This is a genomic window from Cobetia sp. 1AS1 (assembly GCF_029846435.1).
Lineage (GTDB): Bacteria > Pseudomonadota > Gammaproteobacteria > Pseudomonadales > Halomonadaceae > Cobetia > Cobetia amphilecti.
In genome coordinates this window covers 101,155-127,810 of sequence record NZ_JARWKU010000011.1, presented here as the reverse complement: position 1 = coordinate 127,810, position 26,656 = coordinate 101,155, and the positions used below count along the sequence as shown (strand labels likewise).

At 61.0% G+C, this 26,656-nt stretch carries 30 protein-coding genes; 11 read left to right on the top strand and 19 right to left on the bottom strand.

Features of this window, described 5'->3' with window-relative positions:
* Positions 1-146 precede the first annotated feature (146 nt).
* From QD280_RS15895 to QD280_RS15870, 6 genes are all read left to right on the top strand, one after another.
* Positions 147-668 (top strand): CidA/LrgA family protein, encoded by a 522-nt coding sequence (locus QD280_RS15895; RefSeq protein WP_279839987.1) that lies wholly within the window; start codon positions 147-149, stop codon positions 666-668.
* Complete coding sequence (locus QD280_RS15890; RefSeq protein ID WP_166019932.1) at positions 665-1,393, top strand: LrgB family protein; 729 nt, start codon at positions 665-667, stop codon at positions 1,391-1,393. Before QD280_RS15895 ends, QD280_RS15890 begins: the two co-directional genes overlap by 4 nt.
* Before the next feature lie 323 nt (positions 1,394-1,716).
* Positions 1,717-2,592, top strand: coding sequence for a hypothetical protein (locus QD280_RS15885; RefSeq protein WP_279839986.1), 876 nt, complete (start codon positions 1,717-1,719; stop codon positions 2,590-2,592).
* A 147-nt stretch (positions 2,593-2,739) separates the two neighbouring features.
* The gene (locus QD280_RS15880) at positions 2,740-3,402 is read left to right on the top strand and encodes a response regulator (RefSeq protein ID WP_279839985.1); all 663 of its coding nucleotides are present in this window, start codon (positions 2,740-2,742) and stop codon (positions 3,400-3,402) included.
* Positions 3,399-4,817, top strand: coding sequence for an ATP-binding protein (locus QD280_RS15875; protein ID WP_279839984.1), 1,419 nt, complete (start codon positions 3,399-3,401; stop codon positions 4,815-4,817). The genes QD280_RS15880 and QD280_RS15875 overlap by 4 nt, the downstream gene beginning before the upstream one ends.
* A 224-nt stretch (positions 4,818-5,041) precedes the next feature.
* Positions 5,042-5,815: a 3-hydroxybutyrate dehydrogenase gene (locus tag QD280_RS15870; protein ID WP_279839983.1), complete on the top strand. Its 774-nt coding sequence runs from the start codon at positions 5,042-5,044 to the stop codon at positions 5,813-5,815.
* A 152-nt stretch (positions 5,816-5,967) separates the two neighbouring features.
* On the opposite strand, the gene QD280_RS15865 is transcribed toward QD280_RS15870, so the two are convergent.
* The 5 genes from QD280_RS15865 to QD280_RS15845 form a co-directional block, all read right to left on the bottom strand.
* On the bottom strand, positions 5,968-6,504 hold the full coding sequence (locus QD280_RS15865) for a response regulator transcription factor (protein WP_043336058.1): 537 nt from the start codon (positions 6,502-6,504) through the stop codon (positions 5,968-5,970).
* 32 nt (positions 6,505-6,536) lie between these two features.
* Positions 6,537-7,808 (bottom strand): ATP-binding protein, encoded by a 1,272-nt coding sequence (locus tag QD280_RS15860; RefSeq protein ID WP_176677262.1) that lies wholly within the window; start codon positions 7,806-7,808, stop codon positions 6,537-6,539.
* A 169-nt stretch (positions 7,809-7,977) separates the two neighbouring features.
* Positions 7,978-9,525, bottom strand: coding sequence for a DASH family cryptochrome (locus tag QD280_RS15855; RefSeq protein WP_279839982.1), 1,548 nt, complete (start codon positions 9,523-9,525; stop codon positions 7,978-7,980).
* Complete coding sequence (locus QD280_RS15850; RefSeq protein WP_107334636.1) at positions 9,512-9,679, bottom strand: DUF2256 domain-containing protein; 168 nt, start codon at positions 9,677-9,679, stop codon at positions 9,512-9,514. Before QD280_RS15850 ends, QD280_RS15855 begins: the two co-directional genes overlap by 14 nt.
* A 113-nt stretch (positions 9,680-9,792) precedes the next feature.
* Positions 9,793-10,311: a MarR family winged helix-turn-helix transcriptional regulator gene (locus tag QD280_RS15845; protein ID WP_279839981.1), complete on the bottom strand. Its 519-nt coding sequence runs from the start codon at positions 10,309-10,311 to the stop codon at positions 9,793-9,795.
* A 248-nt stretch (positions 10,312-10,559) separates the two neighbouring features.
* On the opposite strand from QD280_RS15845, the gene hmgA reads away from it, so the two are divergent.
* The 3 genes from hmgA to maiA all read left to right on the top strand — a co-directional run bounded on the left by hmgA (position 10,560) and on the right by maiA (position 13,813).
* A complete protein-coding gene (gene hmgA / locus QD280_RS15840; protein WP_279839980.1) occupies positions 10,560-11,888 on the top strand; it encodes a homogentisate 1,2-dioxygenase in 1,329 nt (442 codons plus the stop codon).
* 109 nt (positions 11,889-11,997) lie between these two features.
* Positions 11,998-13,017, top strand: coding sequence for a fumarylacetoacetate hydrolase family protein (locus QD280_RS15835; RefSeq protein WP_279839979.1), 1,020 nt, complete (start codon positions 11,998-12,000; stop codon positions 13,015-13,017).
* A gap of 145 nt (positions 13,018-13,162) precedes the next feature.
* Positions 13,163-13,813: a maleylacetoacetate isomerase gene (gene maiA / locus QD280_RS15830; protein WP_279839995.1), complete on the top strand. Its 651-nt coding sequence runs from the start codon at positions 13,163-13,165 to the stop codon at positions 13,811-13,813.
* Positions 13,814-13,887: 74 nt separating this feature from the next.
* Here maiA and QD280_RS15825 read toward each other — a convergent pair whose 3' ends face one another.
* A complete protein-coding gene (locus QD280_RS15825) occupies positions 13,888-14,646 on the bottom strand; it encodes a cation diffusion facilitator family transporter (protein WP_279839978.1) in 759 nt (252 codons plus the stop codon).
* 167 nt (positions 14,647-14,813) lie between these two features.
* On the opposite strand from QD280_RS15825, the gene QD280_RS15820 reads away from it, so the two are divergent.
* Positions 14,814-15,209, top strand: coding sequence for a helix-turn-helix domain-containing protein (locus QD280_RS15820; RefSeq protein ID WP_279839977.1), 396 nt, complete (start codon positions 14,814-14,816; stop codon positions 15,207-15,209).
* A 422-nt stretch (positions 15,210-15,631) separates the two neighbouring features.
* Positions 15,632-16,855 carry a site-specific integrase gene (locus QD280_RS15815; protein ID WP_279839976.1) on the top strand — a complete coding sequence of 408 codons (1,224 nt, stop codon included), beginning with the start codon at positions 15,632-15,634 and terminating at the stop codon, positions 16,853-16,855.
* Positions 16,856-17,031: 176 nt separating this feature from the next.
* Here QD280_RS15815 and QD280_RS15810 read toward each other — a convergent pair whose 3' ends face one another.
* From QD280_RS15810 to QD280_RS15750, 13 genes are all read right to left on the bottom strand, one after another.
* Positions 17,032-17,259 (bottom strand): pyocin activator PrtN family protein, encoded by a 228-nt coding sequence (locus tag QD280_RS15810; protein WP_279839975.1) that lies wholly within the window; start codon positions 17,257-17,259, stop codon positions 17,032-17,034.
* A 47-nt stretch (positions 17,260-17,306) separates the two neighbouring features.
* On the bottom strand, positions 17,307-17,720 hold the full coding sequence (locus QD280_RS15805; RefSeq protein ID WP_279839974.1) for a hypothetical protein: 414 nt from the start codon (positions 17,718-17,720) through the stop codon (positions 17,307-17,309).
* Positions 17,717-18,358 (bottom strand): helix-turn-helix transcriptional regulator, encoded by a 642-nt coding sequence (locus QD280_RS15800; protein WP_271302899.1) that lies wholly within the window; start codon positions 18,356-18,358, stop codon positions 17,717-17,719. Before QD280_RS15800 ends, QD280_RS15805 begins: the two co-directional genes overlap by 4 nt.
* A gap of 50 nt (positions 18,359-18,408) precedes the next feature.
* Positions 18,409-18,813, bottom strand: a complete 405-nt coding sequence (locus tag QD280_RS15795) for a hypothetical protein (RefSeq protein WP_279839973.1) — start codon at positions 18,811-18,813, stop codon at positions 18,409-18,411.
* Positions 18,814-19,136: 323 nt separating this feature from the next.
* A complete protein-coding gene (locus QD280_RS15790) occupies positions 19,137-19,841 on the bottom strand; it encodes a hypothetical protein (RefSeq protein ID WP_141391752.1) in 705 nt (234 codons plus the stop codon).
* A gap of 77 nt (positions 19,842-19,918) precedes the next feature.
* Positions 19,919-20,290 (bottom strand): hypothetical protein, encoded by a 372-nt coding sequence (locus tag QD280_RS15785; protein WP_279839972.1) that lies wholly within the window; start codon positions 20,288-20,290, stop codon positions 19,919-19,921.
* Between the two features lies 1 nt (position 20,291).
* Positions 20,292-20,564 carry a hypothetical protein gene (locus QD280_RS15780; RefSeq protein WP_141391754.1) on the bottom strand — a complete coding sequence of 91 codons (273 nt, stop codon included), beginning with the start codon at positions 20,562-20,564 and terminating at the stop codon, positions 20,292-20,294.
* Positions 20,561-21,946 carry a DEAD/DEAH box helicase gene (locus QD280_RS15775; RefSeq protein ID WP_141391755.1) on the bottom strand — a complete coding sequence of 462 codons (1,386 nt, stop codon included), beginning with the start codon at positions 21,944-21,946 and terminating at the stop codon, positions 20,561-20,563. The genes QD280_RS15780 and QD280_RS15775 overlap by 4 nt, the downstream gene beginning before the upstream one ends.
* An 8-nt stretch (positions 21,947-21,954) precedes the next feature.
* Entirely contained in the window at positions 21,955-22,107 is a 153-nt protein-coding gene (locus tag QD280_RS15770; RefSeq protein WP_271302904.1) for a hypothetical protein, read from the bottom strand.
* Positions 22,104-22,256 (bottom strand): hypothetical protein, encoded by a 153-nt coding sequence (locus QD280_RS15765; protein WP_279839971.1) that lies wholly within the window; start codon positions 22,254-22,256, stop codon positions 22,104-22,106. Before QD280_RS15765 ends, QD280_RS15770 begins: the two co-directional genes overlap by 4 nt.
* Positions 22,257-22,415: 159 nt before the next feature.
* Positions 22,416-23,282, bottom strand: a complete 867-nt coding sequence (locus QD280_RS15760; RefSeq protein WP_279839970.1) for a PD-(D/E)XK nuclease family protein — start codon at positions 23,280-23,282, stop codon at positions 22,416-22,418.
* Positions 23,283-23,292: 10 nt separating this feature from the next.
* The gene (locus tag QD280_RS15755) at positions 23,293-25,791 is read right to left on the bottom strand and encodes a primase-helicase family protein (RefSeq protein WP_279839969.1); all 2,499 of its coding nucleotides are present in this window, start codon (positions 25,789-25,791) and stop codon (positions 23,293-23,295) included.
* Between the two features lie 268 nt (positions 25,792-26,059).
* Positions 26,060-26,626 (bottom strand): 3'-5' exoribonuclease, encoded by a 567-nt coding sequence (locus tag QD280_RS15750; protein ID WP_279839968.1) that lies wholly within the window; start codon positions 26,624-26,626, stop codon positions 26,060-26,062.
* Positions 26,627-26,656: the final 30 nt, after the last annotated feature.

Genomic DNA, 26,656 nt, shown 5'->3' with positions numbered 1-26,656 from the left:
GACCACTGAGAGCACTGAGGGCAGCAAGGGCGCTGGGGTCATGAGGATGCCGGGTGGGAGAGGCAAGGGCGTCAGGGATGGCTGTGACATAATTGTCAGCATGGCGGCCTGACGGGCTGACACGGTCAAGAGGAGTCTGTAAGGAAATGGCGTTGATCAAGGGGTTCTGCATCTTGCTGCTTTGCCAGTTTCTCGGCGAGGTGACGGGGCGTGCATTGTTGCTTCCGGTGCCGGGGCCAGTACTGGGAATGTTGTTCCTGTTGCTGGGGTTGATGTTGCGAGGGCGGCTGCGCAAACGGTTGTTGCCTGCCCCGGACAGAGAGGGGGAAGGAGTGCTGCGTGTTGACGAGAATGCGGATCGAGACCTCGGTCAACGTCAGCTGGCCCGAGCGCTGCTGCGGGAACGTGTGCCTGCCAGTCTCAGGCTTGCCAGCAATGGCCTGCTCTCGCATCTGTCGCTGCTGTTCGTGCCTGCGGGCGTTGGCGTGATGGTCCATTTCGAGCTCATCGCACGCGATCTCACCGCCATCGCCATCACGCTGGTCGCGTCGATCGCGGTCACCCAGTTCGTCACGGCGTGGCTGTTGCAGCGCCTGATCGATCGAGGTTCTGCGACGCCGAGTGGAGCAGGGGGCAAGTCACCCCGCGCCGATGAGGTGTCCTCATGAATCTGGCCCCGCTGGACGCCCTGTGGGTGTACCTGAGCGCTTCTCCGTTGCTGCATCTGCTGTTGACGCTGGTGGCCTTTCTGCTGGCGACGGCGATCAATCGTCTGGCCCGGGGCGCATCGCTGGCGCATCCGGTACTGGTCTCCATCGCGCTTATCATCGGGTTTCTGTGGCTGACGGACACCGACTATCCCACCTACTTCGAAGGGGCCCAGTTCATTCACTTCCTGCTCGGGCCGGCCACCGTCGCGCTGGCGGTACCGCTGTTTGATCATCTCGATCGGGTCAAGCAGATGCTGTGGCCACTGCTGACGGCCTGTTGCGTCGGCATCGTCACTGCCGTGACCACCACCCTGGGTCTGGCGCTGGCACTGGGGGCACATACCCAGGTGGCCTTGAGCCTGGCGCCCAAATCCGTCACATCGCCGATCGCGATGGGGATCGCCGAAAAACTGGGCGGTATTCCCTCGCTGACGGCAGGGCTGGTACTGCTGACCGGCACCCTGGGTTGTGTGGTAGGCCCCGTTGTCATGCGACTGGCAGGGGCGCGAGACGATACCGTCAAGGGCTTCACCATGGGCTTGTCAGCGCATGGTATCGGTACTGCGTTCTGCTTCTCGTCGGTGAGCACGCTGGCGGGCGCCTTCGCTGGCATGTCAATGGGGCTGACCGGTCTGCTGACCGCCTTCATCGTGCCGCCTATCGTTGGGCTGTTCGGCTTCTGAGCATGAGGTGCATTGGTGGAGAGTCGAGCTGGAGGTGAGCATGCGGGGAGCAAGAAGCAGGAAGGCCAGCGCTATCGTGGCATCGTCTTGTGAGAGCTTAAGTTTGCGTTAAGCGCAGCCATTCATGCTGGTGATCACTCCATGGTTCAGCTCAGCGCTTGCGTGTTGGCCATGGCAATCGCCAGCACGTCTTGTGGAAATGTCACCTCGTTGCCACATGTCTGTCAGTGAGCTGATCGATCATGCTCCTACGCAGGTCCACAAGGCGTGGCATTCACTCGCGCCTCTGTGTCTGGCAATGCCTCGACCCAAGGAAAGCCCTCATGTTCACTTCTCTTGCACGCACAGTTCTTGAACGCACTGGTCTTGCCCACACCGCTGCAAATCTCAAGCCCGCTGGCCTTGCCGGGCATCGTGTACTGGTCGAGGCGCCGATGGCCTCCAGCTGTCGGGAGCTCTGTTGGCAGCTGGCCGCAGCAGGGGCTGCATTGATTCTGGTCGAGCGAGAGGGGGATGACCTTGCCTTGCTGTGCAGGTTGTTGCCCACCCCGAGTGGCCAGCAACACCGCCGCCTGTCACTGACGCACGCAGATGTGAGGGGTGACGCACTATGCACGCAACTGCACAACATCCCGGCTTCGGAGCGCCCCGATACCTTGCTGAGCCTGCCGGGCGATGGCCGCTGGCATCTGGAGAGTGGCCGCGCCTGGCATGTGCTCGAGCGTGGGGGTTGGCCGGCCGAGGTGCGCGCCAAGGTACTGGAGTGTCTTGAGCTGCATGGCTCGGCGGATAGCCGACGCCCGCTGCTGGAGCTGATCGTGCAGGCAGACGGCGACTTTTTCGTTCCGCTGCCGACAGCGAAGCACTCTCGTATCCGGTTGCATACCCCAGCGCTGATCACCGGTGAAGAGGACCCTCTGTTGATGCGCCTGGCGCGTCATCAGGGCAATCATCCTGTCAGCGTGGCGCGTCAGGCGCGCAAGCTGATCTTCCGACTGCGGCTGGCGCGAGCCAGGCACCCGCTCGCGTATGGCTGGCTGATGGCGGGTGAGGCGTTGCGGCGTGTCATCGGCGGGCCGCGCCGCATGCTGGAGCGTGGTGCGCTCGGGCTGCGCGAGCAGAGGATGCTGCTGACGGCGCGTCTGGCCAGGTGGCGCCATGCCCGACACCAGGAGCGTCGCGCACGCAGCGGTGTGTGATGGCTGGCTGATCTGTCGACGCAGGCGATGTGCTATCCCGCAGTATGCTTGCAACGTCCGTCACCTTTCGGTGGCGGACGTCTTGTCTCATGCCCCCTCATGTCCCGATATGACATGGCAGAATCAGAACGATTTCAAGGAGTCCAGATGCGAGTTCTGCTCGTCGAAGATGATCCGTTGTTGGGCGAGGGGGTCAGCCATACCCTGCGCCGCGAAGGCATGAGCACTGAATGGTTGAAGGAGGGCGCCAACGTTGCCGCCACGCTCAAGCATTCGCCCTTTGATGTGCTGGTGCTGGACCTTGGCCTACCGGATCTCGACGGTCTGCAGGTCTTGAGTCACCTGCGCCGTCAGGGCCAGACGTTGCCGGTATTGATCCTGACGGCACGTGATGACATCAGCGACCGGGTACGTGGTCTGGACGGCGGCGCGGACGACTATCTGGTCAAGCCGTTCGACATTGCCGAGCTGGTGGCGCGTCTGCGTGCGTTGGTGAGGCGCCATGCCGGGCAGGCCAGCGGTTGCCTGCAACTGGGGCCGTTGCGCATTGATCAGGCTGGCCGCACTGTCACGCTCTCCGGTAGTGAGGTCGCGCTGGGGCGGCGCGAGTTTGATCTGCTGGAGTTCCTGCTGCTGCACCCCAGTCGTGTCTTCAGCCGGGATCAGCTCGTCGAGCAGCTCTATGGCTGGGATGGCGATGTCGAGAGCAATGTCATCGAGGTACATGTGCACCATCTGCGCCGCAAGTTCGGCACCGGGGTGGTCAAGACCGTGCGCGGTGTGGGCTATCGGCTGGGGGAACTCACGTGAAATCCATCCGCAGTTTCCTGCGGCGCAACCTGATCGGTGGCGTCGTGGTCGTGCTGGGGACGGCCGCTGCCTGGAGTTACTTCGATTCCCGCGAGCAGATTGATGAGCTGTTCGATGCTGAGCTGGCCCAGAATGCACGCATGCTGGGGCGACTCTATCAGTCCCGACTCGCCTCGTTGACACCGGTCGAGCGTCAGGAAACGTTGCAGCAGATGACATCGGGCCAGTTCAGCCTGCGTCCGCCCTCCTTGAGCTTTGCCGATGGCCACGAGAAATCCCCGCTGGGACATGTCTATGAAGACAAGCTGATCTTCCAGATGTGGGATGCGCTGGGCCAGCCGTTGCTTGGCCTCTCGCCACGCTCAGTGGCGCTCGATTACCTGCCGGTGCCCGGCTATGGCAGGCAGCATGACAATCACCATGACTGGTTCACCTTCACGCTGTATTTCCCCGAGAGTGGCATCTGGGTCACGGCGGCCCAGCGTGAAGATGTGCGCGATGAACTGACCGGCCAGATTGCGTTGCACAACGTGCTGGCGCTGGTGGTCGGGTTGCTCGTGATCGCCTTGCTGATCGGTGTGGCGGTCTCGCGGGGGTTTCGTCCTGTCTTGCGCATCAGTCATCAGATCACGGCCCGTCAACCCGGGTACCTTGAGCCGCTGGATGCCAGCGAGGCGCCGGACGAGATACGCGGCATGGTGGATGCTCTCAATGGACTGCTGGCGCGCCTGGCGGACACACTGGACAAGGAGCGGCGCTTCACGGCCAATGCCGCCCATGAATTGCGGACTCCACTGGCGGGCATCAAGGTGCATGCCCAGAATCTGGAGGCCGATGCCAGGGATGAGGCCTCGCGGCGCTCGGCACGCATGATCGTGGATGGCGTCAATCGCATGACGCGGGTAGTGGAGCAGCTGTTGACCCTGTCACGGCTGGAAAGCGGTGCAGAGGCACCGCGTCGTCCAGTCGATCTCGCCCAGCTGACCCATGAGCTGGCGCGGGACCTGGGCCCCATGGCACGCCAGCGAGGCATCAAGCTGCATGTCGAGGTTGCACCCGGCGCGCAGCTGGTCAGTCATGAGAACGGCCTCTACGTGCTGCTGCGCAATCTGCTCGACAATGCGCTGCGCTATACGCCAGAAGGCGGAGAGGTGCATCTGGATATCCGCCGCGACGACGCTGGATGGCGCATGGAAGTGGCCGATACGGGCCCCGGAATCCCGCTGCGTGAACGCGAGCGCGTCTTTGAACGCTTCGTGCGTCTGGCCGGCCAGAAGACTCAAGGTTCCGGGCTGGGCCTTTCCATCGTGCGCGAGCTCGCCGAACGACTAGGCGCAGCGCTGGCGCTGAAGGAGAGCCCCTTGGGAACGCCGCAGGCCCCGGGGCTGCTGGTGCAGGTTCGCTTCCCGTCGTAGCAGGTTCGCTTCTCGTCGTGAATAGCGCCTGTCGGCCGGGTTGCGTCAGCGGAGGCCAATGATTGCGTCGAATGCATCATGCGGCTGCGATGCTGGCTGGCGCTCGATAATGCCAGCGGGGAGTGCAACTCGGCGATGGTCGGGTGGCAAAGACGGCTAGATTAGCGCTATCTTCATTATATGTTGCAGAGCAGCATGACATTCCCCTCTGTCAGGAGATTCGCATGAGTGAACAACAGTCTTCCCCTGTCCGTGTTGCACTGGTGACCGGCACCGCCAGTGGTATCGGCGCCGCCATCATGCAGGCGATGTGCGATGCCGGGCATCAGGTGCTGGCGGTCGATTTCAGTGATGAGGGGGCAGAGGTCGCCGACAAGGCTGGGGCTGCCTTCTTCAAGGCCGACCTGACGGATGCCGAGCAGTGTCGCGCGGCGGTAGAAGAAGCCGTGTCCCGTTTCGGGCGCCTCGATATCCTGGTCAACAATGCCGGTATCCAGCATGTCGAGCGCATCAAGGACTTCCCCGAAGCCAAGTGGAATCAGATCATCGCCTTGATGCTGAGTGCGCCATTCATGCTGATCCAGGCGGCCTGGCCGCATATGGAGAAGAATGGCTATGGGCGCATCGTCAACATGGCGTCCATTCACGCCCATGTCGCGTCACCGGGCAAGGCGGCCTACGTCAGTGCCAAGCACGGCTTGATGGGGTTGACCAGAACCGCTGCGCTGGAAGGGGGCGAAAGCGGCATCACCGCCAATGCCATCTGCCCGGCCTATGTGCGCACGCCGCTGGTCGACAAGCAGATCGCCGAGCAGGCCAAGCTCAATGACATGCCTGAGGATGAAGTGATCGAGAAGATCATGCTCAAGGGCGCGGCGATCAAGCACATGATCGATCCCTCCGAGGTGGCGGACATGGCGGTGTGGCTGGCCTCCGACAAGGCAGGCTCGGTGACCGGCTCCAGCTTCAACATGGACCTGGGGTGGACGGCGCAGTAACGGCGTACCCTTGGGCAACGGCTCATTCCAGTCAGTGCAGAGACACGAAGCCCTCACCATCGATTCGCGCTTGCGAGCGAGGATGGTGAGGGCTTTTGCTTGGCCGGCAGCGAAGTGTCGCCTGGGATGCAGACTACGGCAGCGCCGATGTCTCAGCGCTTGACCGGGCGCTTCTGCAGCTTGCGTTGCAGGGTTCGGCGGTGCATGCCCAAGGCGCGGGCAGTGGAAGATATGTTGCCATCGTGCTCGTTGAGCACCTTCTGGATGTGCTCCCAGGTCAGGCGGTTGACCGACGGAGGGTTGTCGGAGATCTCGGCGGCAGGGTCGCCGCCTTCGCGGTTGAAGGCGTTGAGAATCTCGTCGGCATCGGCGGGCTTGCACAGGTAGTTGACTGCGCCGAGCTTGATGGCTTCCACTGCGGTGGCGATGCTGGAATAGCCGGTCAGCACCACGATACGCGTATCAGGCAGCAGGGCGATCAGCTCCGGCAGCAGCTTGAGGCCGGAGCTCTGCTCCAGCTTCAGGTCCAACGTGATCAGCTCCGGGCGGTGGCTGCGTGCCACGCTGAGTGCCTGGGCTTCATCACGCGCCACTTCCACTTCATAGCCGCGGCGCGTCATGGCGCGCGCCGTGACCTGGCAGAAGAATTCATCATCGTCGATGATCAGCAGTCGGGTTGCATCGCTCATCAGGGTTCTCGCTTGGGCGGTCTTTGCCGCCATCATGTCAGATGAAGGGGGAGGCGCACTTCCGTCAAGGTGCCGCCATCTTCGTGGTTGTACAGACTGACGCCGCCACCGAACCGATTGATGGTGGCATGCGTGAGGAACAGGCCGATGCCCATGCCCTTGGATTTGGTGGAGATGAAGGTCTCGCCGAGCTGATCCGCCACCGCCATGGGCACACCATCGCCATGATCGCGGATGTCGATCAGCACTTCCTGATCGCGTTGCTCCAGGGTGATCTCGATATCATCCGGGCAGGCGTCGGCGGCATTGTTGAGCAGGTTCATCAGCGCCTGCTCAAGCGTGGTGTCCACCAGCATGGAGGCCTGTTCAGCGCCGGGCGTCACCTCGACGCTATGCTGCACATCCGGGCGCACCACCAGCCAGCGCTGCACGATTTCCTCCAGCCACTGGGCAGCATTGATGGGTTGGGGCTGTTCCATGCGGCGGCGGTCGGCTGCGGCCACCATCGCCTGCAGGCGTTGTTTGCAGGTGTCGACCTGACTGCGCAGCAGGGCAAGATCATCCTCCAGCTGAGGGTCATTCCTGTCCTTGGCATCCTCGCGCATCTCGCTCAGCAGCACCGCCATGGTGGAGAGCGGGGTGCCCAGCTCATGCGCGGTGCCGGCGGCCTGACTGGCCACCGCCAATACCTGCTCGCTGCGCAGGGCGGCCTCACGCGTAGTGGACAGCGCCTGATCCCGGGTGCGCAGGGCATGGGCCATCTTGTAGATGAAGTAGGTCACCAGCGACGCCGACAGGCCGAAGTTCAGCCACATGCCGATGACATGCAGGCTGATGCGTCCGCCCAGCTCATAGGTCGCCAGCTGCGGCACCGGCTCATAGAACACCATCAGGAAGCTGTAACAGCCCATGCCGACCGCGGCAATCACCCAGGCATAACGCCACGGGAGCGTTGCGGCCGCCATGGTCACCGGCACCAGATAATAGGGCACGAAGGGGTTGGTGGAGCCACCGGTATGGAAGAACAGCATCGTCAGACCGGCGATATCCACCAGCAGGTGAATCAGGTTCTCGGTGTCGGTGACAGGGTGTGATTGCCCGAGGCGCCACCAGGTCGCGACATTGACCAGCCCCATCGCGATGATGATCGAGATGACGGGCAGCACGTTGAGCTGAAAGCCGATGATCTCGAGCCCGAAGATGATCAGGATGAGAAAGCCGGTCCAGGTGATGCCGCGCGCGATGGTCAGACGAATGAGATTGCGGTGCGGCGTGGACAGTGGTGGCGGTAGCGGCTGATTCATGACGACTCCTGCGAGGAATGCGGCCATGATAGTGAATAAGGCTCATAAAGTGCAGCCCTGACGGTCAGTTAGCGCCAAGGCGCCATGCAATCCCCTGCGTTGCTTCCTCTGCGTTGCACCCTCTTCGTTGTGCCCGCTTTGTGGCGCTCTCTTCGTGGTTCAACGCTTGTCAGCCTCGCTCGAAGGAGCCACTCAGCCAGGGCGTCACGCGTGTCGGTGTAATGTCGGCCAGATGGGCCTCCCAACCCTCGACGTGCGTGAGAGGCTCTCGCGGGTAGTGGCCCGGTGATCCGTTGCGCCCAGAGCTGCTTGACCAGGCGAGCCAGGGCGCATGGCGCTGCATGCCGGCGGGCAGTGTCGCAAGCTCCGGTAGCCAGCGGCTGACGTAATGACCGAGAGGGTCGTGCTGGCGTGCCTGCTTCATCATGTTGAAGTGGCGATCTCCACGCGGATCACGTCCGATACCCGCCAGATAGCGCCAGTTGCCCCAGTTGGAGGCGACGTCGTGATCCAGTAGCTGATGCTCGAACCAGGCCGCTCCCTGGCGCCAGTCCACGCCAAGGTCCTTGACCAGAAAGCTCGCCACGTTCTGGCGCATGCGGTTGCTCAGCCAGCCGGTAACCGCCAGTTCGCGCATGCCGGCATCGACCCACGGCACCCCGGTCATTCCGGCCTGCCAGCGTTCAAGCGCTTCCGACGCCAGCTCATGGTTGCGCGGCTGAGCCGCGTCGTGGCCTGGGGACTCGCCCGTGAAGGTGTGCCTGCCCAGCCGCCGTGCATCCCAGTGGAAGTACTCGCGCCATAAAAGCTCGACGCGGATCCAGTCGCTGTCCTTGAAGGCAGCCTGCGGATGCGCGCAGTGCTCGGGTAGCGTGGCCTGGAAGTTGTGCAGCGCGTCCAGTATCCGCCGCGGTGACAGACAGCCCAGTGCCAGCCACACGGAGAAGCGGGTCGAGAAATCCGCGCCGCTGAGGCGATTGCGGGTGGTCTTGTACTGGCCGGCGAAGGCAGGGCTCAGGTAATCCTGCAGGCGCTGCAAACCGGCGGGCTCTCCGGGGGCAAAGGTATATTCGCCGCGGGTGTCGGCCTGCCAGTGGCGAGCCTCGAGCAGGTGCCTGGCCGCGCCCTGAAGGCCACGAGGGGCGGCCTCTGGCCAGCCGGGGAGCCGGGAGGGCGCTTGTAGCGGGGCAGGCATGTCGGGAAGGCTCGGGCGGACCTTCTCCAGCTTGCGCCGGAAGGCACTGAAGCTCTCGGGGAGTGCAGCGAGTGGTTCCGGCAGCTCGTCTTCGTCCAGCAGCAAACCACTGTTCAATTGCCGCAGGCGACACTGGCTTGCCACCGCGCGTTGCTGGCGTTGTTCCACCACGCCCGTGGCGCGGCGCGTGATGACGCCCCGGCAGCCATATTGCCTTGCCAGCTGCCCAATCAGCTGTGCCGCGTCGCCATGGAGGATCAGCAGGTCACTGCCCAGCGCCTGAAGTCGCGTGCGCAGTGATTCCAGGCTCCCGAGCAGGGCATGTTGCCTTCCCGTGCTGAGCGGCTGCAGACGTGGCTCCCCGGGGCTGACGCTGCCGAAGGGCTGAAAGGTCGTCTCCGCCACCACATGCACGACCAGCAGGTGGGAGGCTCGCTCCTCGAGCGCGGCTTGCCACAATGGGTTGTCATCCAGGCGCAGATCCTCGTTCAACCATACCAGCCAGGGGTCAGTGGACGTCATCGCGCGCCTCCCGTGCCAGCTGGCGTGCATTGCGACGACAGCGCTGACTGCAATGGCGTACGTCATCCCAACAGTCCTGCCACTTCTTGCGCCATGTGAAGGGGCGCTGGCAGGTCTGACATGGCTTGCTGGGCAGGTGCGGTTTGCGATGCATGCTGGCAAGGCTCCTTAAAGCGTTACACAACCTATACCATAATTGTACGTCACGCGAAATGGCGGCCAGGAAATCCCCTTTCGTTCTGTGGATGAGTGCCTTGCATGCCTGCCTCAGTCGCCGCCCGGCAGTTGATCCAGTTGTCGCTCCAGAGTCTGCATGGTGAGCAGCAGATCACGGTATTGGCGTGCATTGACGGCGCCGAGCAGTTCATCCTCGAAACGCCGCGCTTCGGGAATCAGCTCGGCGAGCATGGCCTCGCCCTCGGCGGTCAGGACAAGCAGCTGCGCACGCTGGTCCTGCTCGCTCGGACGACGCAGGATCAGTTCACGGCTCTCCAGTGATTTGACGGCGCGCGAGACGCGTACCTTGTCCATGTGGGTGCGCAGGCTGATTTCCCGCGCGGTCATCGGTACGCCGCGGCTCAACCAGGCCAGCAGGCGCCACTCGGCGACATTGATGGCGAAGCGCTCGCCATAGCGGGCGAACATCGCCTCACTGGTGCGCTCGGCCAGTCGGTTGAGGCGATAGGGCAGGAACTGGTCAAGATCCAGCTCGCAGCGGGGCGTGTCCTGTGAGGCTTCGCCATCAAGGGCATCGCGCGCTTCGGGAGTGTCATCGGTGCGTTGCATCGAGAGTTACCTGTCTCGGTGAGGGGTCTGATCAGCGTTGTCACGACAGTGCATTGCGGTCGGATCAGGTTACCGATGTTACCACTTTCGACAGCGAGCAAGACAAAAGTCGAGCACTTGAGTGATTGTCAAGGTATGAGTCTGCCTATATGGTTTCATATGTAACTATTTGCGGGTGATGGCGGTATGTCGTGCCGTGGAAGCCCCAGGTCATCAGGAGCCGCGAGCCCACAAGGAGATGAATCGTCATGCGCGAGCGCAATGCTGAGTGTCATTATCACGCCGGTTTTCGAAATCATGTCTCCAGCGAGGCGTTGCCTGGCGCCTTGCCGCAGGGCCAGAACTCTCCCCAGCAATGCCCCTATGGCCTGTACGCGGAGCAGTTGAGCGGCTCGGCCTTCACCGCGCCGCGTAGCCACAATCTGCGCAGCTGGCTTTACCGCATTCGGCCCTCGGTGGTGCAGGGCGCCTATCAGCCCATGGAGATGCCGGAGGTCGCCACCGCACCGCTGGCCGAGAGAATGCCGGATCCCAACCCGATGCGCTGGGACCCCATAGCGTTCTGCACTGGCGATTTTCTGGAAGGCCTGATCACGCTGGCGGTCAATGGGGATGCCCAGGCGCAGCAGGGCTGTGCCACGCACCTCTATGCCTTCTCTCGCGGCATGCAGCAGCGCTTTTTCTACAATGCTGATGGCGAATTGCTGATCGTGCCGCAGCAGGGTGCCATCGAGGTGCGCAGCGAGCTGGGCCTGCTGGAAGTCGCCAGCGGCGAGATCGTCGTGATCCCGCGTGGTATCAAGTTCCAGCTCAATCCGCTGGCGGGGCACGCGGAGGGCTGTCGAGGCTATGTGGCCGAGAACTATGGCGCGCCTCTCGAGCTGCCCTCGCTGGGGCCCATCGGCAGCAATGGACTGGCCAACCCGCGTGACTTCCTCGCGCCATCGGCGCGTTTCGAGGACGAAGCCGGTGACTTCACGCTGGTGGCCAAGTTCGGCGGGCGTTTCTGGCGCGCGAGCCTGGATCATTCACCGCTGGATGTCGTGGCCTGGCACGGCAACTACGCGCCCTACAAATATGATCTGGCGACCTTCAATACGATCAATACGGTCAGCTTCGATCACCCTGATCCCTCTATCTTCACCGTGCTGACATCACCGTCGGACACCGCTGGGGTCGCCAATCTCGACTTCGTGATCTTCCCGCCACGCTGGATGGTCGCCGAGAACACCTTCCGGCCGCCGTATTTCCATCGCAACCTGATGAGCGAGTTGATGGGCCTTATCCATGGCGAATATGACGCCAAGCGCGAAGGTTTCCGTCCGGGCGGCGCGAGTCTGCACAACGCCATGACCCCGCATGGCCCCGACGCTGCCACCTTCGAGGCCGCCAGTCAGGCAGAGCTCGCCCCTCGCTATCAGGGCAATACGCTCGCCTTCATGTTCGAGAGTCGCTATCTGTTCCAGCCTACCCCGCAGGCACTGTCGTCGAGCGCTCGTCAGCGCGACTACGGCTCGGTCTGGCAGGGGCTCGCGTCGCACTTCACGCCTCACACCAGTCCCCAATTCACCCCTTGATTCACTCCTTAATTCACCCTGCATCAGCGATGACCTTTGACTGTTCATCGTCATCCGACCCCAGGCAATACCTGCATTATTGCTCACGTTGCTCTTCAAGGAGGCACCCATGAAATTCGCTACCTACCAGGATGGTTCCCGCGATGGAACGCTGCTGCTGGTCTCCCGTGACCTGACCCGCGCCGTCAAGGTCGCGGATGTCGCCACGACCCTGCAGGCGCTGCTGGAAGACTGGACGTCGCTGGCGCCCAGGCTCGAGCAACGCTACGCGGCGCTCAATGATGGCACGCTGACGGACGCCTTTGCGCTGGAAAGTCAGGCGCTGCATTCCCCGCTGCCGCGCAGTTATCAGTGGGCAGACGGCTCGGCGTATCTGAACCATGTGCAGCTGGTGCGTCAGGCGCGTGGCGCCGAGATGCCCGAGACCTTCTGGCACGACCCGCTGATGTATCAGGGCGGCAGCGACAGCTTCCTGGCCCCCAGCGCCGATATCGTATGTGTCAGTGAGGAGCATGGCATCGATTTCGAAGGCGAGATCGCCGTCGTCACCGATGATGTGCCGATGCACGTCAGTCCGGAACAGGCCGAGGACCACATTCGCCTGTTGATGCTGGTCAATGACGTCAGTCTGCGTGGGCTGATCCCCGGCGAGCTGGCCAAGGGCTTCGGCTTCTTCCAGGCCAAGCCGTCGTCAAGCTTCTCGCCCATCGCCGTGACGCCGGACGAGCTGGGGGATGCCTGGCAGCAGGGGCGCGTACATCTGCCGCTGAGCGTGCATCTCAATGGTGAGAAGTTCGGTGAGCCAGAGTCCGGGCCAGACATGATCTTCAGCTTCCCGCAGCTGGTGGCGCATGCCGCCAAGACTCGCCCCCTGGGCGCCGGTGCGATCATCGGCTCAGGTACCGTGTCCAATCCCGGCAAGGATGGCGGCCCCGGCAAACCGATCAGCGAAGGGGGCGTGGGCTACAGCTGTCTGGCGGAAGTGCGCATGGTCGAGAAGATCCTGTTCGATGAGATTCGCACGCCCTTCATGCGTTTCGGTGATCGCATTCGCATCGAGATGTTCGATCGCGATGGCCAGAGCATCTTCGGCGCCATTGATCAGCAGGTGACGCAGTTGGACGCCTGAGGGCGGCGTCGTGAGGTAGAACTTCTCAGAGACACGTCTCGGCAAGACGTCGTGTGCCGGTAAGCCTCAAGCCAACAGGTTGCGAGGCAGTGCGAAGGGGCGGCCGGCATTCAACCGCTTCAAAGGGGAGTGCAGCATGAGTTCAATGAGCCTGTATGGCTATTACCGTTCATCTACCAGCTATCGGGTAAGAATCGCGCTGGCGCTCAAGGGGATAGAGGTCGCTCAGGTGCCGGTCAATCTGCTCAAGGGCGAACAGCGCAGCGAGGACTATCTGGCCATCAACCCCCAGGGACTGGTGCCGACCCTGATGGTGGGAGATACCCCCGCACCGGTGGCCCTGACCCAGTCGCTCGCGATCATGGAATATCTGGAGGAGCGCTGGCCCACCCCGGCGCTGTTGCCCTCAGTGCCGGAAGCGCGTGCGAAGGTGCGCTCGCTGTGCCAGTTCATGGCCTGTGAGATGCATCCGCTCAACAATCCGCGCGTGCTCAATTATCTGACCGATCGGCTTGAGGTCACCCAGGAGCAGCGCCTTGAGTGGTACCGACACTGGGTCGCCGAGGGCTTCGCGCGTCTGGAAGTGATGCTGGTGGAAAGTGCAGGGCGGTTCTGCCATGGAGATAGCCCGGGCATGGCGGATGCCTGCCTGATGCCCCAGCTCTACAATGCGCGCCGCTTCGAGTGTGAACTCAAGGACTACCCGAGGATTTTGGCCATCGAGGCGGCCTGTCAGTCACTGGAAGCTTTCCAGCAGGCCCACCCCGAGCGTCAGCCAGATTGTCCGGCGGCCTGACGCGCATGGCTTCAAGGCAGCAAGCAGCGCCCCACCCGAAACGGTGGGGCGCTTTCTTGTCTCGGGTCATCGTCTCAACGACAACACTTGCTGGAGCCGCCGCTGGCGGGTGTCTGCTCGACCACCACGGCAGTCGTGGATGGCGCGCAACCACTGCGGGTGGCGCAGGATGATGCCGGAGCGTCTTGCTCATGCGCAGCTTGCACGCTTTCGGCTTGCTTGGCCTCGCCAAGCTCAACTCGCGCGTCGCGAATCACCTGCCAGGCGGACTGCAGGAAGAGTGCGGCAATCGCCGCCCCCAGCAGCACATCCGGCCAGCGGGAACCTGTCCAGCCGACCAGTAGCGCGGCACCGAAGACCGAGGCATTGGCGATGATGTCATTGCGTGAACACAGCCAGGTGGAGCGCATGTTCAGATCATCCGACTTGAAGCGCCACAGCAGGCCGAAGCAGACCAGATTGACGGCCAGCGCCAGCAGGGCGAAGGCACTCATGCCGTGTGCGGCTGGGGCGACGCCATGGAGGGCCTGATAGCCTGCCTCGCCAAGGACGATCACACCCAGCGCCAGCATCACGATGCCTTTCACCAGCGCGCTCAAGGAACGTTCACGCACGCTGCGGTGCAGGACATAGAGGGTCAGGGCGTAGACGCTGGCATCGCCGAACATGTCGAGTGAATCCCCCAGCAGTGCGGTGGAGCCCAGCCACCAGGCTGCGGTGAATTCGATGAAGAACATGCTGGCATTCAGTGCCAGCAATATCTTGAGTACCTTGCCCTGAGAGGCTCTGAGCTCTGCCAGCTCGCCGGACTTGCTTTCGCAACAGCTTTTCATAAGGGGTCTTGGCCTCCTGTCGTATTGCTGACAGCATGGAGGTTATAGTCACTATAAGGTCAAGCTTCATGACACAAGGAACCGAGCGCGAGCCGGGAACAGCAGCGCAAGACCCGCAAAGCTCAGCGGCTTGCACAGGGTCTGACACAGAGGCTGTCACAGGGGCGATGAGCATCGGCCAGCTGGCCAAGGCCTCAGACGTCCAGGCGGTGACGATCCGCTACTACGAGAAGCAGGGGCTGTTGGCCCCGCAGCGGCGTGCGGCCAACGGCTATCGCGAATATGGCAATGCACAACTGCGCCGGTTGACCTTCATCCGTCGTTGTCGGCGTCTGGGTTTCTCGCTGGACGATATCCGCGCCTTGTTGGGACTGGCGGACCAGCAGGCGTTACCGTGTGATCAGATAGACGCGCGTATCGAGGCGCAGCTGGCCGAGGTGCGCAAGCGTCAGCGCGATCTCGCCGTCATGGAGGAGGAGTTGCAGCGCCTGACGCACTGCTGCGCCGGCGGGGTGGTGGCGCAGTGCCGTATCGTCGAGACACTGTCCGAGACCGAGGAGTAAGGCCTGGCATTTTCGCGCGCGCAAGGATGACTGAAGGCCGCTGATCGCGCTCGCCTCTGTTGCCGCGCCGCGCCAGCCGCTACAATGCGCGCCATTCGTCTTGTTCTGCTATTCACTCAACAGTGCGCGCGGCGTGCCTCACGTCGGGCCGGATGCCTTTCAGCTCATGTCAGATTCCCAGATTGCCAAGGCGGCGGATGTGCGCCGTACATTCGCCATCATCTCTCACCCTTATGATTTCTGACCAAATCCTCCCCCTTTCAGACCCCGCCTAAACCCTCTCCAGCCCAGTAACCATGCGGTATCTCCACAATTCTCTAATTAACTGTTCACTACTGTAAAAAACACCCATTTTTGGCTTCTATGTACACAGGTGCGTACATATTCTAGTGTGTACACAGCGACCATCAGGAGGTGTGTACATGCCGCTAACCGACATGTGGCTCAAGGCCAATCAGGGCAAGCCCAGGGACAGTGTTCAAGAGAAGTCAGACCGTGATGGCATGGGGGTGAGGGTCAGCAAAACAGGGAAGGTCACCTTCCAGCTTCGCTACCGTTTCCAGGGTAAGCCTGCGCGTATGGACCTGGGCACCTACCCGGGCATGACGCTCAAGGAAGCTCGAGAAGAAACCCTGCTCCGTCGAAGACAACTAGAGCAGGGCAGCGACCCTCGGGCACTAAAGAAAGCCGAGCAGGGGGATGCTAGTAGCGAGTTGAGCAACGAGGAGCTGATCCGGCTCTGGTTTGACGGCTATTGCAAGAAACGAAAGAAGGGCTGGGAGGAAATCCTTCGGAGCTTCGAAATCCATGTCTTCCCTAAAATTGGTGACTTGCCCGCCAAAAGAACGACTGCCATGCAGTGGGTGAAAATGCTAGAGGAGCTGGCAGCCAGCCGGCCGTCGGTGGCTTACCGTGTGCTGGGTAACTTGAAGCAGGCTCATCGCTGGGCAATCCGTCGGGACATGATCGACTCGCTACCCCTTGAGGCGATTACTGCCAAGCACGATTTGGACGTGTCACAGAAGACAGGCGGGCGAGCGCTATCAGATACTGAGATCAAGCAGGTATATACCGGAGTCATTGGCTCCCGAATGGCGGCACGATCCAAGCTATATGTCATGCTTATATTGTTTTTTGGGTGTCGGCCTGGGGAATTACGTGAAGCGCGAAAAGATGAGTTCGATCTTGAAAAAGGAATCTGGGTGATTCCCGCCCACCGGCACAAGACCGGGGCAAAGACTGGGCGACCTTTGGTCCGTCCGCTCATAGATGAAGTGAAGCCGATGATTGAAAAAGCGATGGCTCTTTCACTGCAACATGATTTTCTTTTCTCAGGAGAACATAAAGGGGTGAAGCTTCTTAGTCATTCGGCGACGCTTGGATTCCCCAACAGCATCATGCAGGTAGTTAAGCGTATTGAAGGCAAGGAGATGGAGCACTTCAGTCTCTATGACTTACGTAAAACCGCCCGGACTAACTGGGCCAGTATTGCAGAACCTCATGTGTGTGAGGTCATGCTTGGGCACAAGTTGCCGGGCGTATGGCAGGTATATGATCATTATGATTACTACAAAGAACAGAAAGCCGCTTATCAGAAGTGGTGGGCACGGCTCAGCGAGCTAATTGGCGTTCCTCCCATTCCATGATGTCCTGCAGGCGCCATCGTGCCTGTGATCCATGCCCACCTTCCAGTAGAGGACGGGGGAAACCCCGTTCTTTCCTCCAGCGGCAGATAGTGTTCATATGCTTTCCATACCGCTCGCAGATTTCGCTTGTTGTGACCAATTTTTCCACGATGATTTCCTCGTTGTCGGTTCGGGGATCAGGCTGCTGCTTCAGATGCTTCACGCTGTTGATCGATGTACTTCGCAGCATCGGAGACATGAACCATCGGCTTGCCGTTGATACGAGTGACCTTGATCGGGAAGGTGCCTTGGGAAATCTGGTTCCGGGCAGTGGACAGGGCGATGCCCAGAATATCTTCCGCGACCTTGGCCAACGGGAGCGTGACGGTTTCATACAGGGCGAGCAGGGCGAATTCGGTTTTCATGGTGGCTCCTACTGGTTACTGGTGTGATTATTATAAGCAATGCTTATTTATTTCCGCAAGCGCTTGGACTCAGAGTGGGTAATGGGGCGTGGGTCCAGACAGCGCTTGATGGGGTAGCCGAGCTTGCGGCGGCGGTAGAACGTATCAGGGCTCAAGCCGTTGGCGACTGCCTGACGGACCAACCCCCCGCGCAGAGGGGTTGTCAGGGCTTCTTCTTCCGTCATGCCGAGTTGGCTCATGCGGTAATACACAGTCTTGGGCGCGATGCCGTGAGCCTCGCAACGGGCCTGGAAGGAGGGGCGGATGGGGGCGACCAGCTTGTCGCCCCTGTGTCCTCGCACGTACCGGGAACGTACTGTGGCGAACTTGAGTCCATGTTTCTCGGCCAGTGCCCTCAGCTGCGCATGAGTCAGCTTGTCGCCTGACTTGCGGTTCTTGGCGAGTGCAACAAGGTCTTTCATAGGCGTGATACCACTCTGTAAAAGTCGATGTCCTCCCGAGTATCCGCACTGCTTATAACGTGGCCCGGTTTAAGGGCGTCATCGAGCTGGATGATGTAGCTGATTTTACTGCCGACACGGAACAGTTCGTTTGTATCGTCCCGGTAGACAAGAACCTCTTCTCCTTCCTTCAGTTCCTTGGGATCAACATGCTGAAGGAGCAGTCGTTCGCCCAAGAAATAGCGAGGCTGGTAGTGGTCGCAATCAACCACTATTACCGTCAGGTTCTCGGCGGGTATAGCGGCATCGGCGGTGACATCCACTATTTCCCCTTTGGTGGCGTTGCTCATCATTCCTCCCTTAGACATGACAGATCGTGTGACGAGCGTCATCCGTGGGTAGGCTTCACTGACAAGGATTTTCGGGTCCAGCTCACGCGGTTCGACTCCCATCAGACTGGCGAAACGAATGATGAAGTCGGTGTTGGTGGCGACTTTTCCAGACAGATACTGCGAGAGGGCAGGTTGCGACATCTCCAAACGAGCAGCAGCTTGGTGTTGGCTTAGACCCAGGTTCTTCTTGTTAGCGTCCCACACGGCTTTTATGCGCTGCGCGACTTCACGGTCGCGTTCTGTGATCCGGCGGTTCGGGGCAGTCATAGTGATTCAGCTCCAACGGAGTTAGGGGCTACTACATACCCCCCAAACGCTCACGGCCTTGTGCAAATATACAGTAACGCCTGTATGAAATCGGCAAACGGAATGGATTTTTCGACTAGCGCTTTCGTCGTATAACCCTGTCGGCATTCGTCCAGATCAGTAACGACCAGAACCCCCTTCGGGTGACCAACAACGACCCACGCATCTATCCCAGATTTCTGTAAGCCTTCCAACCATTCGTACTGCAATTCTGATACATCGGGGGTAACAACTGTGCTCTCCCGCTTAGGGATGCAACTAATATATTTATATTCAACCCACAGTTGATTTTTTGCGCAATAGAAGGCGTCAGGTACCCCACCTTGGAAGTTGTCATTGATCTTCCAGATGCGGGTGAGCCTGCGTTCTTCCTTCAGCGCCCGATGCACCTTTCGCACAAAACCGTGCTCATTCATCGTCGCTCTCCTCCCTGTAGGGGGGTAGCGGCACGGGGGGCGATAGCAATTCTAACGAAAAATCGAGAACGAGGTCAGCGACCTTGTTCCTACGCACGGTTGATCCTACAGCATTCCTGCGTAAAAAATCGTCAATTCGAGGCGCCAGGTCCAGCCGTAGTTCGTGATCCCGGGCTTCCTGCTCCGTTTCGTGTGAGGTGCCGTCGGAGGCGACGTACACCACTCGTTGTGTCACAGGCATTGTCTTGGTCATCCGTTCTCAAGGTGGGGGTACAAGAAGACCGGCCGGAGCCGGTCTTATCTTGAAGGTCAGTAAGCAGTGCTTATGCTGCTTCGCGCGACTTCTCCGCTTCTTCTTCGAAGGACGCCTTGATCTGGGTGTAGAACTGCTTGGCGTGCTCGTACAGGTCCTCGGACGCCCAGCCCAGGTTCTCGACCTTGTAGTTGTAGAAGTCGCCCTTGGAGTTGGACTGAGAAGTGACGCTCAACTTCCAGACACTGGAGAAGCGGTCACCGCCCAACTCATTCAGATCAGTGTTCCAGCGGCGGCTGATCTTGAGCTTGGTGGAGTTCATGTTGAGGATGGCCGGGCGAAGCTCGCCGGTTTCCGGGTTGACGATCAGGACGGTGTGGCGACCCGTTTCCACTACCTCGAACATCTCGGTGCTGCCACCGCCTTCTTCCTTGGCCTTGGCCATTGCGGCATCGGCGGTCGGATAGGCACCATGGAAACCACCACCGAACTTGCGCTTACGGAACAGTGCGTATTCGTGATCGTAGTAGAGGTTGATCAGGATCAGCTCGTCGTGCAGCGCGCTGCCCAGGGTGACCAGAATCTTGCCGGGCTCTGCGCCAGGCACGTATTCCGCCTTGTCCTTCTTGATTTCCGGGGAAAGGTCCTGGAGCAGCTTGATGGCCGGGATGGCCATGTCAGCGGAGCTGACGTTCTCGTTACCCGCGCCGGTTGCGTTGGCAACGTGAGACGGCAGTTTCTTGGAGTCGTTGTTGACGATGAGATCGTTAGCCATGGTATTGGTCCTATTGGTTCGATTGATTCTGTGGTTGTGACGCACAACCCCAAATATAAGCACTGCTTACCAAATTGTCACGCCTTACGGAATGACAATTTGTCTCGCTCCATCGGAGAGGTGCCCGGCGGCACCACACCGTCTACCTGCAGCACCTCGCGGTAGGCGGCACTGGCGATACGTTTCTGGAGCAGGTAGAACGCATCGTGCTGCTTCACGTAGCCGAAGAACGCTTCCCAGTCGTCCACGCTGGCGACCGTCTCGGTGCTGTAGCTGGCCGTATGGCCCGCCGCAGACACACGATCCAGCTCGTTTTCCTTCAGGTACTCCAGCAGCTGTGATTCCAGCTCGTCGTGCAGCTTCTTGAGCACCTTGGCGCGGTCGTTGGCGTCTTTCAGCTCGGCCTTGGCTTCGCTGAAACGGGTGATCAGGTCGTTGAGTTCGCTCATGTCAGAAGTCTCTGTTGTAGACGGTCATCACGACCGTTTTACCGTTGGAGAGGCGCACGACAGGGAAGACGCAGCGCCGTGTGATGTAGAAGCCGGGTTTGGCCCCTGCACGCTTGTTGTTGCGGATGTGCGGGAATGCGCGGTGGCCGAGGAGCTGGCGCACTCTGCGAGACGCGGGTCGTGCCTGGTGCCATTCGTCCTCGATGCCATCGAGGTCATCGAAACGAGCGGCCCACCGTGCCCGCGCGTGATGCGTGAACACGACATGCTTCATGCCGCCGTCCGTTGCTGGAAGAGGGCGAGCAGGTCATCCATCCGGGTCAGCTTGCCTTCCAGCTGCTCGTAGACCTGTTCCTCGGCAGTGTCGCGGGCAGCGATGTGGATGGTCTGCGTGGCCTGGGTCTGGCCGGCGCGATAGATGCGGCGGTTGAACTGCTGGTAGTGCTCAGCGTTGTAGGTCGGGGAGCACCAGATCGTGGCCGTGCCCTTGGTCAGGGTCAGACCGTGTCCGGCGGACTGCGGGTGAGCAAAGACCACCTGAAGGCGACCGGCCTGGAAGTCCTCGACTACCTTAATGCGGTCCTCGTTCTTCACCGACCCATCGATCACGCCGTAGGGAATCTTCAGCTTGTCGGCCAGCTTGGTCAGTGCCTCGACCTCATGCTTCCAGTTGAAGGCGACCAGGCTGTGTTCGCGTTCCTGGACCAGCTGCATGACCAGGTCATAACGGTCCTGGTGGAAGGTGGTCACATCACCGTCACCGTTGTAGACCGCACCCGTCAGGAGCTGGAGCAGCTTGCGCACGCGGACACCGGCATTGACCGCTGTCACTCGCTCGCCGTCGTCGTTCTCGACCACATTGGTTTCGAGCATCTGCAGGTACAGGGCCCGTTGCTTCGGGGAGAGATCGACGTGGTAGGTGAGGGTCTGGTTGGCCGGGATGTCCAGACAGTCTTCGAAGCGGTAGCGGATGCAGATATCGGCCAGCGCCTGCGCGACGTGTTCCTCGGCACCGTCCTTGGCGACCCACTTGACCATCTTCGGGTCCGGGCCGACCTGGATGGGGTCGGTGACCTGATTGCGGAACTGGAAGAACTTGTTCCCCAGGTGCTCGCCGTCATCGATGATCAGCGTCGGATGGAAGATGTCGAGCACGTCCTTGGCCGTCGGGGTACCGGACATGGCGATGCGACGGTCGAAATAGGTGCGAAGGGTCAGCATGGCCTTGGACCGCTGACTGGTGGCGTTCTTGAATGCTGTGGCCTCATCGATGACCAGCCAGTGTTCCTGGTCATCGGGGAATGCTTCATGCATGAATCGGGCGTTCTCCTTCTTGGTGGCCCACTTCACCGCATCGTGGTTGGTGATGATGATGTCGGCGCCGGAGAGGAACGCTTCCAGGCGATTCTTGGCGTAGGCGATCGAGTAGGTGAACTCGTCACCCAGCCACTTGGCGATGTCATCGCCCCAGGAAGGCTTGAGGATCGAGAGCGGGGCGAGAACCAGCATGCGACCCTGGCCACCGTCACGGCGCCAGCGGCGGAAGGCTTCCAGCGTGCTGATCGTCTTGCCCGTTCCCGGGTCGCTCTGGACCCAGGCGCGGGGAGTGTTCGTCAGAAAGACAGCGGTGTGTTCCTGGTGATCAAACAGCTCCATGAAGTCTCCTATGAGGCATACGCCTTGCGATTACGGTTGGCACTGAGAAGCGCTGCCACGACGACGACCAGCAACTGGATCATTTGCAGGGTGGCCATCACGGTGCGCACGACGGTGGTCGCGGTGAACGCGATTTTCTGGAGCAAGAGCAAGAACGTCATTCACGTCTCCTGGGCGTCATGAGCCACAACAGCCCGAGGGCAGCGGCCATGATCATCAGGGCAATCAGCAAGTAGCCGATCGCGTTATGGATTGCGGCCAGCATCGCGCCTGCGAGGGCGATGGCGACCAGGGGCTTGCTTAGATTCATGGGCGGTTCCTTTCTCTATCAGGTGGAGGGGAGTGCCCGAGAGACGGGCAAAGACGCGCGGCGGGCAGAACTTGTAGCGGTCCAGGTTCATGGCCTCAGCCCACTGCGCCACGGTGTAGGGGCGGTCCCGCTGCACCATCTGCAGGAACCGGGCTGTGATCATTCGGCGACCCTCCATTGGCAGGCGCCTGTCTCGGCGTGCGGGCAGAACTTGCAGTTGTTCTTCGACGGCTTCGGACGGGACAGCTGCTCGGCTGTAGCGTTGGTGAGCGCGAAGGCCCGCTTCTCGATACGCGGGAGGAAGACCATCGCCTGCTCACGGGTGAAGGACTTCTCGAGCTTCTGGCCTTGGTCGGTGTAGTAGAAATCGACCTTGATGAACTCAAGCTCCGGGTAGCGCTTGAACGCACCGACCGCGTACTGGAGCCCCTGATCGGAGTGCTTCAGCTCGTTGCCGAATTTCTTGCCGGTCTTGTGATCGATGATGTGGGCCGAGGTCCCCCAGCGACGGAACACGTCCAGCTTCATGCGGCACCAGACGTCCTTGTCGAAGAAGCCCGTCTGCCCCCAGGTGGCGGTGAAGCCCCAGTTCTGTTCAAGCTCGAATTGCTCCGGGGACTCGTCGAAGGCTTCGCGCAGCGTGCGGTACTCGAAGCCCAGCTTCTCGAGGTTCTTGGGCACCTTGTCGGTGTCCAGCTCGCCACGGATGTAGTGCTCGGCCTCGTCGTGAATCTTGTTGCCGCGATCGGCGGCATCGCTGGACGGCTCGGCGATCTTGTCCACCTTGCTGAGGTAGACGCGGTAGGGGCATTCCTCGAACTTCTTGAGGACCGAGAACGACCAGGCCGGGACCGGGCCGCGCGGGGCCTCGGCCAGTGACAGGGCATCCTCGGCCAGGGCAGCGGCGTCCGGGCGCTTGCCGGCGAACAGACTGTGGTTGGTGACGCTCGGCCCCTTGGGCGTCGCAGCCGGTTGCTTTTCAGGCGTGGCGGCGCCGTCGGGGCGCCCATTACCGAAGAGGTTCATGGGGTGGCTCCTAATGGGTCTGGATGGAAGAGAGCGACTTCTGCTGGTCCGGGGTGCCGTTGTCGCGGATCAGGGCCATGAGATCGACGTCCTCGTTGATCCCCCAGTCGATACGGGTAACACGCACCCGTTGGCCAGCAATGCGGCGACGCTCGAAGCTAAGGCCGTAGCGGGCCATCATCTTGGCGAAGCTCAGTTTTCGCGTGTTGTCACCCGCCAACGTGTTGTACAGCGTCAGGGCGTCGTCGATGTTGAGGTAATCCCGAGACTCACCCGCCTCGAGAATGTCGATCGCCAGTCGCGCCAATACCTCACTCGACTGGCTGACACGTACCGCGTCATCGGGCATGGACGGGCGGGAGTCGAGCACGTTGTTGACCAGCCACTCGAAGTCGCCGCTGCGGATGGCGTCGATGTAGTCATCGACCCAGGTGTTCGAGGCATCACGCATTGCCGCCTTGGCTTCGGTCTGGAGCGGAATACGGGCGAATGCCTTGTCGATCTTGAAGGTGGTGAGGAAGTCCGCGAACAGCGGTAGTTCCTGGGTAACGGCAAAGATCAACTTGGCCGTGTCATACAGCGCATTGATCGGCGTGTTCTGGGCCGGGGCGACACAGAAACGACGGTCGGTGGCACTGATCTTCAGCGCGTCGCGGGTGTTGGAGAAGAAGATCATGTTTTCGAACAGCTCGACGTTCTTCTGGTTGGAACGCATGTGGCGCACCGAGCCGCTGGTTTCCGAGATCATGTTCTTCAGCTTCTCGTACATCCGGCTCCCTTCCTTGGCATCGGCCATGCGGAATTCATCGATAACGACGAGCAGCATCTGTTCGCGCCAGCCGTCATAGCTGTCTTCCAGGTCGAAAATCTTCTTCAGGGAGCTATAACGCTCGGTGAACAGCGGCTTGATGATCTGGTGGAACAGCAAGCCCTTGCCGGTGCCCTCGACCCCGTGGAACATCCAGGCGACGGACGTTTTTTCGCGGTACACGAAGGCGAAGGCGAGCCAGTTGATGAAGTGCTCATACTCCGCTTGGCCGTGACCCACGACATGGTCAATCAGCTTGTGAATGTTGGGCGCGATCTGGCTGAGGTAGCCGGCGGCATAGCCATACTGGATACCCTGATATTCCTCGCTGATTTCCGGCTTGCGCATCATGTACGGCGAGGGGCGGAACAGGTTGAAGTGCTTGTTCGCCGAGTCGATCTGACCCGTGGTGGACTTCGGATCGAAGCTGACCTGCCAGGACTCGATCGGATCAGGGAGGTCGGCACCGTACTGGAGCATGAAGTCCCGTAATGCCACGCGACCGGCATAGGCGTGATGCACCAGGGTGTTGTCCTCGGTGTTGTAGAGGACCGTCGAGTAGGTATCGGCATCCCGGTCGCGGAAGACCAGCGGTGAGACGGTTTCATCGACGACTTCATCCGAGATCGAGGCCATGTAATCCCGGTAGAAGTCCGGGGCCACCTTGACCATCTCGACGACGGGCTCGTCCTTGAAGTTGTAGATGTACTTCGGGTTGTCCTTCGGCCAGTAATAGGCGTTGGAGTCACCGCCGTTGAGGTTCGCGTAGACGAACGGGTCATTCTCGTAGGCAATCTCGATGCTGACCGTATCCGGGTTGGTCAGCAGTTCGTGGTAGTGACCCTTGCGCGTCTCGATGACCTTGGTCTTGCCGACACGGCTGGGCAGCTGGGCCAGGGCGCGCAGCTCCTTGACCTTCTGCTTGATCAGGTTGTCAGCGGTCTGGGGGACAACCGCATTGATTTCCTTGGAGACGTTGGCGACTGGACTGTCGCCGGGGATCAGGGCCACGCGCTCCTGGGGGGAGGTGAACGGGTCCATGATCAGCTTGCCGAGGAACAACGGCGTGGCGATATAGATCAGCCGGCTGTTGTCCGCCGTGCAGCGGTCCAGGGTGAAGTGCAGCGACTGACCGGACGGGTTCAACTCGATCTGCGCATCCAGGTCCGGGTGCGCGAAGTTGGCCTCGGTCAGCCACGCTTTCAGCTTGCCGGGTACCACGGGGGCATCGAGCAGGAAGAACAGGTGCAGGCTGGCCGTCTTGGGCTTCATGCCGAAGGAGGAACTGGCATGCGCGACGCAGGCCGTGGTCCGCAATGATTCCGGCAGGTACTCACGGGCGTGGTTGGCAGCGGTAGTCAGCTCTTCCTTGGTCAGCGGTCGTGGTAGCTCCAGGTCACCCAGGGGCATGTCATCGATGTCGATAACCAGAATCTGCGGACGGAACTTCGGATCGCTGCGGCCGGCACGGGATTCGTTGGCCAGTGGCGTCGGGAAGTGCCCGGTGAAGAACGCATCGCCGCCACCGGAGTGGCGGGCGATCAGCTTGGCCAGGGTGTCCAGTCCCTCGAAGTCCGCCGTCAGCGGGTACTCGATCGAGGTCAGGTTCTTGGCATGGGGCGGGTTCTGCCGCCCCTCGAGGGTGTAGGTTTTCCCCAGGTGGACCTGGGCATTGACGAATGTGGCTGGGAACTGGTCCATCATCCCCTCCTGAAATGGCTGGCACGTTGGCGCTTTTGCCAGTCATCGCGGCAGTCTGTGTCGCAGAAGCGTGTCTCGGGGTCGTCGAGTGCTTCCTGGCAGTTGAAACACCGACCTGTGGCCGGTGGTAGCTGAGAGGCTTGCCGTGCAGCACGAAGGCCATGATCAATCATGGCCTCCGCGATCTCCTGCGCCTTCTCGTCGTCGAGGTCGTGATCCATAGAGCCCCTGATAAATCTGACGTGTGACGCTTGAGTATAAGCAGTGCTTATTGTTGTGGTCTAGCCGCTTTCAGCTGTTCTTTCAGAGTCTCGATCATGCGGAGCTGGTGAATGGCGTCATCACGGGCGTCGTGGTGCGTGCCTTCGCGCTCGACCTTGGTGTATACGCCCAGGTCCTCGGCCAGTGCCTTGAGGGTGCGCAAGTCACGCGCCATCCAGAATGCCCAGGGCGGTTGCATGCCGTGTGACCGGAAGGCGTGTTCGAGCATGGCGACATCGAAGCTGGACCCGTTGCCCCAGGGCGTGAGGCGGGCATCCTTGTCGCCCAGCTGGATATACCAGGACTGGAATGCCAGCAGGCCATCGCGCATCGATACACCGTCCGCGCAACGGGCCATCATCTGGTCATACAACTCACCTTGCTTGCGCCACCAGGTCAGCGTGTTCGGATCGATGTGGCGGTCCCGTTGGGAGGTCTTGGCGTCGAGGTAGCAGACGAAGGTTTCCAGCTCACCGTTCACGCGGGCGGCGGCACCAATCGTGGTGATACGGGCATCCTGTCGGACTGACAGGGTTTCCAGATCGATGGAAACGGGCAGTTCATACTCGGACATGGGGCAGGCTCCGTTCTTGAGGCACGAAAA